Genomic DNA, 10,993 nt, shown 5'->3' on the forward strand with positions numbered 1-10,993 from the left:
ACGACCGGCCGGCACAAGATGAACGGCCCCCGGCACAAAAGCCAGGAGCCGTTCATCCATGCCTCTTGACAACCGGAACTACATATCAGCCTCCTGAACGCGACGCCTGAGTGATGCCGCTACCAGCGCCAGCGCCCTCGATAATAAGTTTGGCCGGCTCGATCCAGGCCCCATCCAGGTTTATATCCGCCGAGCAAACCGGCGTAACAGTCCTATACAGAGCAGTTCTAAAGGAACTCAGGTGCCAACCGCTACTCGACGACAGCAACCACCGCATTTAGTTCGGTGATCCGGCACCAGGTAGCGAAATCCTCCCGGTCGGCCGACGGCCGCATCCTAAACTACATTCGCCGATTCCGGCGACAGGGAAGTGGCATGTACGGCAGGTTTCACGTCAAGGGTGAGCCGTGATGAGAACGATCCCTTGAACTCGCACAGTACAGCTTTCAACCTCAGGATCGAAGCCGTACTGTGCGTCTTTTTCAGGTAAGTGAGCTCGTAGCGTCGACTCCATACGTTTGTGGCCTGAACATCGGGATGGCCCCAACGAGTTCACGCGTGTAGTCGTCCGCCGGTGAATCGAATAATTGGGTGACCGGACCGATCTCCCTGACAACGCCCTTCTGCAAAACGAGCGCGCGATGGGCTATTGCGCGTACTACCGCGAGGTCATGGGTGACGAATACTACAGATGTGCCGTACTCAGCAGACAGTCCGGACAGGAGATCGAGTATTGCAGCCTGCACGGACACATCAAGTGCTGAGGTGATTTCGTCGGCAAGAATAAGCCGTGGATTCGTCACGAATGCCCGCGCGATGGCTATGCGTTGCTTCTGCCCGCCAGAGAGCTCACTTGGGTATCGATGGACCATTGATTCGGGAAGGTTTACGTCGGCCAGGATTTTACGTGCTCGTTCTTCACGGTCGGCCTTGGATAGCTCGGGTGCAAAGAGTTGCAGTGGTCTGGTAACGAGGCTCATTACGTCGTGCCGCGGGTTCAGGGACATGTCGGGGTTTTGGAAGACTATTTGCACGTCGCGCCGCGCGGAGCGTGACCTCTTTCCCACGTCTGGGGCCAGAGTGGCGCCATCAAACTGAATTTCTCCGCTGCTGCGTGGGTGCAGTCCTGCAATGGCACGCAGCAGAGTTGATTTTCCGCTGCCTGATTCACCGACAAAGGCGAGCGTCTCGCCTGGAGCGACGCTGAATGTGACTCCCTTGACGACCGGGATCGCATGACCACGCGAGCCGTACTCGCACCAGACATCATCAACAGAAAGCAGCGAGGCTGAATCCTCGACTGTTCCCAGGACTCCAGGTCGGTCACTGATCGAAAGGGTTTCGTAATTGCCGGCCCGGAGGCACCGAACGTTGTGGGTTGGTCGCAGCGGCAACAGCTTGGGGTTGGATTCCGAGCAGCTCTTGATACTGAACTGGCATCGTGGTGCGAAGGGACAGGCCCCAGCTACAACCCCTGGAGGCGGTGCCCCGGGGATCCCTGATAATGCGCGAGTGCCGGTTGCATCCGGAACAGCCGCCAGCAGCGCCCTGGTGTAGGGATGCTCCGGACGTGACATCAATTCACCCGCTGGACCGGACTCGATGACTTGGCCCGCATACATGATTGCGATTCGGTCGGAGATCTCCGCGAGGAGAGGCAGGTCATGGCTCACGAACAAGGCAGCGGTCTGGTGTTCCTCCACTACGCGTCGCAGAAGTTTGACGATCCTTGCTTGGGTCGTAACGTCCAACCCAGTCGTCGGCTCGTCGAGGATCAACACCTCGGGATTGCATGAGATAGCAATCGCCAGATTGATCCGCTGTTGCTGACCACCACTGAACTGATGCGGATAACGTCGAAGCGCGGCCTCCGGATTAGGAACGCCGACCTCCTTCAAAAGTTCCACTTGCCTGTCATGGTTGGCTTGTCCGGTTAGTCCGAGGTGGATCTTCAGGGGCTCGGCCATCTGACGCCCAATAGTCAAGGCCGGAGTCAATCCATTCGACGATGCTTGGGGCATGTAAACTACCTTGCTCCCCCATATGCGTCGAAGTTGTGCAAGGGGGATGTTCAGCAGATCAATGTCGCCGAGCTTTGACTGGCCAGCGGGCACTTGCATGGCGCCTGGCCGATAACCGATCGCCGCCAACGCCGTCGTGCTCTTGCCGCAGCCGGATTCGCCCGCCATTCCGAGGATCTTTCCTCGCTCCAGCACGAAATCGACGTCGCTCACGACCTCTTTCAGGACGCCGTTCCGCAGGCCGTACCCCACTGAGAGGCCTCGCACTTCCAGTGCGACGGAGGTACTCATAGCATGAAGTCCTTAGTAGTGTCTTTGTTGACATAGGAGATGATCGCATCTGCGATCAGGTTGAGGCCAACCGACAGAGCGGCGATGCCGACTACCGGTGCGAGAGCCGCCCAGGGCTGAACCTGCACGTAGCCCAAGCTGGTCGCGATAGAAAGGGCCCAGTCCGGGGAGGGGGGCGTCGCTCCAAGGCCAAGGAAATTGAGGGCTGCGACGAAGAGCACCCCGTAGGTGATCCTGAGGGCAAGATCCGAGACGAGCGGTCCGACGATGTTCGGGGCGATCTCCCGCACGACAATGGAAACAGCATGCTCGCCGCGTGCCCGAGCGGCTTGGACATAATCGGCCGTGACAACTGCGAGCGTTGCACCCCGGGCGACCCGTCCGATGGGCGGTACAAAGACTACAGCCACTGTAATCAACAGGACTGTCGCCGACGAGCCGAATCCAGCTATAACCGAGAGGGCAATGAGCAGTGGCGGGAGAGTCAGGAGAATGTCGAAGACTCGGGCAACCACCTTATCGAACACTCCCCCGGCATATGCAGCAACCATCCCCAACAAACCCCCGGTGATAGTCGCCAGTGCAACGGCCGCCAAGGGAATCAGCAACACCATCTGGCCGCCCAGTAGGAATCTGCTGAAAACGTCCCGCCCCAAGTGGTCCGTTCCGAACGGCAGACCACTGCTGGGCGGCGAGAGCGGGCGCCCGACAGCAAGCTGATCGTACGCATGTGGAGCCAATGCCGGACCGAGAATGAGCACTAGCAGGACGGCGCTGACAATAACCAGTCCGAAGCGACCCGACCAGGTGTGGGTAATGGGTCTCAGAGGACGAAACTTACGTACTGGTCTGCGATGAACAGCTGTGGCTTGAGGTATGGAATCAACGCTCATCGGGCTGCCTTCAATCGTGGGTTGAGATACGTGACGAAGATATCCGCGATGAAACTAAGCGCGATAAATACCGCCCCCAGTAGCACGGTTATCGATAGAGCGGAGTTGGTGTCACCCTGGGTGATGGCCTGAATCAAAAGACGCCCCAGCCCTGGGAAACCGAATACGTTCTCAACGATGATGGCTCCTCCCAGAAGGTAAGTCATGACGAGCGCGACAGCGTGCACGAGCGGGACGGCAGCAGACCGGGTGGCGTGACGCCATACGACTAGTCGTCTGGGCAACCCCCGCAAAACGGCGTTCCTTGTGAACGGTGCGTTCAATGCCTCCGAAACGGACGCACGTGCTATTCGTGAAACGTAAGGCACAACACTCAGTCCCAAAGTCAACGCGGGGAGGACGAATGCCAGGAACCAGGCAGCAGTGACCTCCCCCGCGGCGGCAGACGAACCAACGGGCAGCCAGCGAACCTGAACGGCCAACAGGATCATTACGCCCAATCCGATGACGAACTCCGGGAGCGCGGCCAGCACTGTCATCACCACGAATGCAACTCGATCAAAGAACCCTCCTTTTCGAGCCATGAACACTCCCAGGAGGATGGCAACGGGAAGGGACCAGGCCAGAGATGCCAAAGCGAGCTCTGCCGTATGGGCGAAAGCAGGAAGTACCAGCGGCTTGATCGGTACTTTTGAGATCAGAGTTGTTCCCCAATCACCCTGGATATAGTGACCGAGCCAGTCGAAGTATCGAACCAGCAACGGACGATCCAGTCCTTGCACCGTTATGAACGATTGCAACTGCTCGTCGGTGACGTTGATCCCGAGGGCGTTGCGTGCGATTTGCTCACCTGAACGGTTCATTGCTACGAACGCTATGAACGAAATCAGCAAGAGCGTCAGAACCGACATCAGAAGCTGACGGCTCAACGCCAAAACGCGAGTCATGCTCCTGCCGCCAGCTACCACCGGGTCGGCTACCGGTTCCGCTGCCACGATGGTCATGTCATTACCCTTCTCAGTTGCGAGTCATCGATCGTGTCTGCCCGTCCCCGGGCTTTCAGGCCAACCACGTCTTCCTGAAGTCCACTGTGTCAATGGTGATGAAGAGTCCGTTGACTTTGGAAGACCGCGCATAAGCAGCGTCCGCCCAGACAGGAAGGAGAATGCCGTAGGTCTTCCGGGCTTGAAGGTAAGCCTGCTGAGTCAGTTCGATCTGCCGGCTCTGATCTGTTGTGGCGTAAAGCTCGTCAACGATCTTGTCCAGAACTGGATCCGAGAAGTGGCTATAGGGCCAAGCCGCGTCCTTCCGGTAGGAGGCGTCAAACCGGGACACGGGGAAGACCTGGGGACAGTAAGACATAAAAGCAGGAGTGACCATATATCCCTTGGACCAGTACGTGTCCGGCGAGAACTGGTCCAGTGTTACGTTGATCCCCGCGCTCTTTACGGCCTGCTGCCATGCTTGAGCAGCGTCCAACATCCCAGGCACAGAATCGGTGACACTCAACTTGATGTCGAGGCCATTCGGGAAACCGGCCTCGGCCAGCAAGGACTTCGCCTTATCGGGTGCGTACTCGGGCTTGAGGCCTGCCGGATACCACGAAGAGTCGGGGGCGATGAACACGTCTGCTGCTGCCGCACCGTGGCCTTGCAGCGCGGTTTCGACCATCTTGTCGCGATCGGTTGCCAGCTTGATGGCATCGAGCACCCGCTGGTCGTTGAACGGCGCGACGCGCTGATCGAATGCAAAGATCCATTGTTGCCGGTTCTTGATCGTTTCGAGTACCAGGTCATTGCGGCCTTGAATCCCGGCCCACAAGGAGATCGGAATCAGGTCGGTGAGATCTGCCGCTCCTGACAGCGCTGCCTGCAACTTGGCGCCCTGATCCGGCGTAATCGTTGCCTCGATCCCATCCAGGTACGCCGCGCCACCCCAGTATGCGTCGTTTCGGACAGCCTTCCAGCTTGTGCCCGGGCTCCACGCCGTCAACTTGAACGGCCCCGTGCCTACGACGTTGGTACCGCTGAAATCAGTGGTTCCGTCCTTGACTATTTGACTAAGAGAATTGCCCATAGTCTGCATCAGGACACTGTTGGGCTTCTTAAGCTTGAGCACAACCGTCGAGGCGTCCGGTGCCGAAACCTCGCCCATGTCGAGGTAAGGCGACAGGAATGCGTTCATCGAACTCCCTGTCTTTGGATCGAGCCAGCGGCCTATCGTGTAAACGACGTCCTTTGACGTGAAGTCACTTCCGTCATGCCATTTAACGCCTTCCCGAAGGTGGATTGTCCACTGTGTGGCACCGGAGTTTACTTCCCACGCGGTCGCCAGAGCTGGCTGCGCCACAAAATTGGGGTCGGTCACCACAAGCATGTCATAAACCACTTTTAAGACCGTGGACGCATTTCCCGTGAGGGCGGTGCCAGGGTCCAGGGTGTCCGAACTGCTACCGTCACTGATCGAGAGGCGCAGGGTACCGCCCTTCTGAGGCGTTCCGCCGGACTGTTCAGAACCGGTGCCGGGCGAGCTGGTGCAAGCAGCCAGCAATAGTGCGCCGAGGCTGATGCCGCCGACCGCGAGCACCTGCCGCCGGGAAGCCTCCAGTTTGAACGGATTGACGGGCCTTGCTGCGGACGACTCGTGACTGCTGTGATCCATGTGGTACGCCTCCATGTTCGGTGCATCGGACAGACCGATGACGATTGATAAAGAACTTATCTGTGAAAAAGATCACCGTTAATTGTTGATTTTCATAAAAGGGAGATCGCCGTTGGTGGATCCCACAAGCCCGACACATCGAGCGGCGGCGGCCTGCCCTTGTCAAGTTGTTTGGACAGAGAGGTTGCGTCCTTTTAGGCCAGGCGTGCGGAAGCCCCATCGACGAAGGGAGGTCCCAAAGCGCCGTGAGGGACGTCGACGCCCCCACGTGGCTGCTTTAGGACAGCGACGGGGCGGGTAACCCGCGCTTGCGGTGCCCTCACCAGATCGTGAGCGCAATGATGTGCGGCCGGAGGTCCCCGCGAAGGTCGCTGACCACTCGGGTGTGCGCATCGAACACCATAGTGGGGCGCGAGGTCGTGTTGTAGGCCGGCCAGTCCAGGCTGTCCGTTGAGGGGTTGCCCGTCCTGGCGAAGTTCATCCAGGCATCGAACATTTTGTTGCCTACATGGAACCTGTCGCCATTCGGGTCCGCGGCGATGCGTGCCTCGTTGGAGTCCTCGCCGTCCCAGGCCACACCGTAGTCCTGACGGTTGAAGACGAACGGAAGCTCGACGCCGTGCGGAGACCACCTGCCGTCGAAACACGGAGTCCTCCATTGGCATTCATACGCGAAGACCGGGGCCCCTCCCTGTTCGGCCTTGGCAGAGCTTTGCCGAACTGCACTGTTCCAAAAACCGATGTCGGTCGTGATCCGCAGCAAAAGCTCCGTCTGCGGCAGCGACGGCATGGCCCGCCGGTATTCAGCAATCAGGGGGACGAGCTCCTCAACCTTGACGTTGCTGACGATGGCGTACAGCGCCAGTCTCCGCGCGAACTCGAGATCGTCGGCGGGCGGTATCTCCAGCTCCCGTGGGACGAAGCCGGCAAAACCCACCGTCTCGTGCAGATCGGTACCGATCATCATCGGGATGTGGCGGGCAGACTCCGGAGCACCATCTGCCCAAGAGTTACCCCTCAGGATTCTGCCGTCGATTACCGGGCCGTATTTCAAGGAGGCCGTCAACCCGTCCGGGGTCAAAGGCGGGTCAGTCACCTTCTCTACGTAGCGCACTATCGCCCTCGCCGGGGCCGCCTGCAGGGCTTCAAGGTCACCCTCGCGGATGCCTAGTTCCCTGTAGAGGCCTGCCGTCACGGCGGAGGCATCCTCAGCGGTGTTGGAACTGAGCAGGGAGCCGCTCATCACGATGGCCTTGTGGAAGAGGCCTTTGGCCTCTTCCATCGCCATCAGAGTCATGACCTTGGCGCCTCCCCCGGACTGGCCGAAGATTGTGACGTTGTCCGGATCGCCGCCGAAGGACGAGATGTTCTCCCTCACCCAATGCAGCGCGGCAACGAGATCGAGCTGGCCGACATTTCCCGAGGTAGCGAACCGCTCGTCGGCAGACTCACCGAGATACGTGTATCCGAATGCGTTTAGCCGGTGGTTGACGCCGACGGCGATGACGTCGCCGCGGCGCGCCATGCTGCCCCCGTCGTAGAATGGCGCCCCCGCCGAACCCCAGATGAAGGCCCCGCCGTGCAGCCAGACCATGACGGGCAGCTTCGAGGACATGGTCGCGTGGTCCGGCGCCCAGACGTTGAGAACGAGGCAGTCCTCGTTTTCAACGCTGGGGTCCACCCAGTCAGGAAAGTCCGGGTTGATCTGGGGACATTGAGGACCTAGCTCGAGCGCGTCCCGCACCCCCGCCCAGGGCGTGACTGGCCGAGGCGGCAGGAAGCGATTGGGCCCCGCCGTCGATGCACCATAGTGGATGCCCTTGAACACGGCCAGCCCATCGGCGACCAAGCCGCGCAGTCTGCCTGGTTCCGTCTCGACTGTCCGGTAGCCTGTCGAGGTTCCGGCGGCAAAGCCCGGCTCAAGAGGTTGCACCACGGCGATACTGTTGCTTTCGCCCGTTCCCGCGTAGTTGTCAGTCCTCATGGTGGTGCAGGCTCCTGTACTTTGGCCGCAGTTAATTCCCGGTCACAGGAGTCAAATGCGGCAGATTTCGAGAAAATTCGAACGTTAGGAAGCTTTCGCTCGGCACATACGCATGAGCGAGTTGCCGCTCTTATCCCGACAGTGGGGGCGTGGCCCTACTTAGGGTCCCGACCAGGCAGAGGGATTCCTCCGGGAGCTGCCTGGCTAAATGGCTTCCGATTTCTTCAGGGAGAGTTGAGAGGAATATATGAGAAGGAGCGACAGCGTGGAAAGTGGAGAATGTACGGCAGACTCAGGTGCAGCTCGGATACTCTCCAACGCGCGCTTCGGCCTGTTCCCGCTGCCGGGCAAGGACGCCTGCGTCTGAGCAGTATCCTGTTCCGCTTCGTTTGAGGCAGAGGAGGCCCCTCAGATGCCCATCGGCGTCGACAACGGCGAGCCGGCGTCGGCCTAAGGACTTGAGCCACGCGGTCGTCCGACTGATCGGCCACCACTCCGAGGCTGTCCTATCCTCAAGCCTTCCCAAGTGTACTGCGGGCGCTTCGTCGGGCGCTTCCGCCGCAATGTCAGAGCGTTCGATGGTGGTCAAAAGCTGTCCGTCTGCCGCGACCACTAAGGCCAGCTGCACGTGTTCGTCAGCGAAGAGGGAACGAACTTCGCCAACGGTCGAGGTCCGAGGTAGCGTGTTGGGGAACTTCACCATCGCCGCCCCGGCTGTGCCGCTGGCAGCTGGCCGAGTGCCCTGCTGACGGTCCAAGCCTTCTCCCCTCCGCATATGTTGTCGAGTATGCGCTCCCCGCCTCACCGCAGACTACACATCCCAGCCTGCGCAGCTAAGCCATGAAATGAACGGTCACACCTGGCCGATATGGCGACGACGACCGGCGAATGCGTGGATAAGCAGCGCTATGAACACCGCCATGCAGAGCAGCGCACCGATCGCGAAGGTTGCCCGGATTCCGTCCCCGGTTGCGTGGAGGTCAGGTGCCATATTCGCCGCGAGTACAGCGCCAGAAACGGCGGTGCCGAAGGAAGCGCCAACTGATCGTAAGACCTGGTTGAAGCTCACGGAACTTCCCAATTCTGCCCTAGCCACACTTCGTGCAATGAGAGCAGGCATTGCGGCGTAACTGGCCCCCATACCGACACCGAAAGTGACCATCCCCGCCAGAATCTCCCAGAGTTCATCGTGGGCAAACCAGAGCAACATTCCAGCCCCGGTCATAATGCCGGAGCCAATCGGCAGAAGCGTTGTTAGCTTTATTCGTCGTGAGAGCCAGCGGACCAGCCGGTTGGCCGCGAAGCTTCCCACGGAGAGCGGCAGCATCACGAATCCAGCCCAGAAGACCGGAAGGGCGATGCCATACCCGGTGGACAGGGGAGCTTGTGCGACGAGACTTGAAATTGAGAGGCCGATGTACAGTGCGGCGCCTAATCCGGTTCCAGTGGCATTAGCGAGCAAGACCTCACCGTGCCGGAATACTCGTAGGTTGATCAGGGGGTCCCGCAGTCGAAGCCCGGTCCTGACCCAAAGGAACAGAAAGAGAGCGGCCAGAGCAAAGCTGCCCATAGTCCACGGAGACGCCCACCCCCACGTTGGTGCCTCGCTCACACTGAGCAGTAGTCCGCCCAAACCTAGGCTGAGCAACGCGGCCCCGCAGTAATCGAACGGTAACCGCGCGGCTTGCGTGTCAGGTCCTGCCGGAACTGCAACGAACACCACTACGATTGCGGAAACTACAAAAAGCACGGCAAACCAGAACGCGACACGAAAATCCGTCAGGCCCGCGATCACTCCCGTCAAGGGGTACCCAAGTCCCAGGCCGGTAGCCACCGTCACAGATAGGCTCGAGATAGAAACCTGCACTTTGTCGGCCGAAGCGTAGCGGCGGGCAAGAGCGATCGTCACCGGTACTATTCCGTAGGTCAATCCCTGAAGGGCTCGACCGATGAGGAATACAGTAAAGTTTGGCGCCAAGGCCGCCACAACGGAGCCAACAAGTATGACGGTCAAGGAGACCAGGAGAAGCCGCTTCTTATGGGGGCCATCGCTTAGACGTCCCATTATTGGTGTTGAGATCGCTCCAAACAACAGGTTGACGGTGAGCATCCACTGCGCGTTGCTGACGGAAACATCCATCTCGCGAGATATGGCAGGCACCAGCAACATGCCGAGCGAACTCACGATCGACGTCGAAAGGGCTGCATAGATCAGCGCCGGAACCAAGCGGGAGGGCGCAGGCGAGTCAATCATCGAACGAATCCGATGCCAGTGTCCTTCGGGACAGATACTGCTGCTTCAATAGTCGCCCGCTCTTGGAGCGTCGATGTCCTTATCCCGACACCAGACACTCTTTCGTACCCTCCGGCACACTCCTTGTACAGCCGCTGGCGTGCGGCCTCGGTGGGCCCGATCCGGCTCGGACGACAGGCCAGGCTGTAGCCAATCCCCGAGACGGGCTCGCCTCGCTTAAGTTCACGGACGGCAGAGGTGATTCCGTGTGAGCTGGCGTGCAATATGCCCGCCTCTTTGGAAATCGTTGACCGCCGAATATCGGCAGGATGGTCCAACGTTCCACTCTTGTCTAGGGGCATCGTCCGCTCCGGACGCGTCGTGTGAAGTAGCGGATTCAGGTTCTCAATAGAGGAATACACTATAACTTCGCCCATTCATATAATATAGACAAGCAACTTGATAAAGTTGCATGATCTTTCTTTCGCCGGGAAGCATGCGACATTTTCGCAGTCAGCACGACGGCGGGGTGCCGCTTCCACGCCAAGCCGCGCCCCGCCGTCGTAGTGACTTGGAGAAAAGGCAAACTGCTGCGGACACTCGCAACCCGCGGGCCGGCCGAATGATCGTCTTAAAGGCTAAGCCCCTCCGCCGCTGCATGTCGGTAGAAGTCGACGTGCTCAGCGGGGAGCGGGTCCTTGTTCAGGATGACGTCGGCTGCTTTTTCGGCGATCATCATGACCGGCGCATAGAGGTTGGCATTCGGGATGGAAGGCATCACCGACGCATCGACGACTCGAAGGCCCTCAACGCCGTGCACCCGGAAGCTGTGGGGATCGACGACGGACTGGTCATCGTTGCCCATCTTGCAGGTCCCGCAGGGGTGATAGGTGGTCTCGGCGTCCTGGGA

General features: G+C 59.6%; 8 protein-coding genes. All 8 read right to left on the bottom strand.

Annotated elements, in window-relative coordinates; genetic code table 11:
* Window positions 1-482: 482 nt before the first annotated feature.
* Window positions 483-2,312: a dipeptide ABC transporter ATP-binding protein gene (locus tag AC1DD7_RS23280; RefSeq protein ID WP_442006369.1), complete on the bottom strand. Its 1,830-nt coding sequence runs from the start codon at window positions 2,310-2,312 to the stop codon at window positions 483-485.
* On the bottom strand, window positions 2,309-3,205 hold the full coding sequence (locus AC1DD7_RS23285; protein ID WP_442006368.1) for an ABC transporter permease: 897 nt from the start codon (window positions 3,203-3,205) through the stop codon (window positions 2,309-2,311). Before AC1DD7_RS23285 ends, AC1DD7_RS23280 begins: the two co-directional genes overlap by 4 nt.
* Window positions 3,202-4,209, bottom strand: coding sequence for an ABC transporter permease (locus AC1DD7_RS23290; RefSeq protein WP_442006367.1), 1,008 nt, complete (start codon window positions 4,207-4,209; stop codon window positions 3,202-3,204). Before AC1DD7_RS23290 ends, AC1DD7_RS23285 begins: the two co-directional genes overlap by 4 nt.
* Window positions 4,210-4,264: 55 nt before the next feature.
* Entirely contained in the window at window positions 4,265-5,866 is a 1,602-nt protein-coding gene (locus tag AC1DD7_RS23295; RefSeq protein ID WP_477516765.1) for an ABC transporter substrate-binding protein, read from the bottom strand.
* A gap of 319 nt (window positions 5,867-6,185) precedes the next feature.
* Window positions 6,186-7,850, bottom strand: coding sequence for a carboxylesterase/lipase family protein (locus tag AC1DD7_RS23300; protein ID WP_477516766.1), 1,665 nt, complete (start codon window positions 7,848-7,850; stop codon window positions 6,186-6,188).
* 292 nt (window positions 7,851-8,142) lie between these two features.
* Window positions 8,143-8,607, bottom strand: a complete 465-nt coding sequence (locus AC1DD7_RS23305) for a CBS domain-containing protein (protein ID WP_477516767.1) — start codon at window positions 8,605-8,607, stop codon at window positions 8,143-8,145.
* A gap of 96 nt (window positions 8,608-8,703) precedes the next feature.
* Window positions 8,704-10,104, bottom strand: a complete 1,401-nt coding sequence (locus tag AC1DD7_RS23310) for an MFS transporter (RefSeq protein ID WP_477516768.1) — start codon at window positions 10,102-10,104, stop codon at window positions 8,704-8,706.
* 610 nt (window positions 10,105-10,714) lie between these two features.
* Window positions 10,715-10,993, bottom strand: a 279-nt coding sequence (locus AC1DD7_RS23315; RefSeq protein ID WP_477516769.1) for a GMC oxidoreductase, incomplete at its 5' end; no start/stop codon positions are given.

The organism is Paenarthrobacter sp. 10L412, assembly GCF_056395565.1.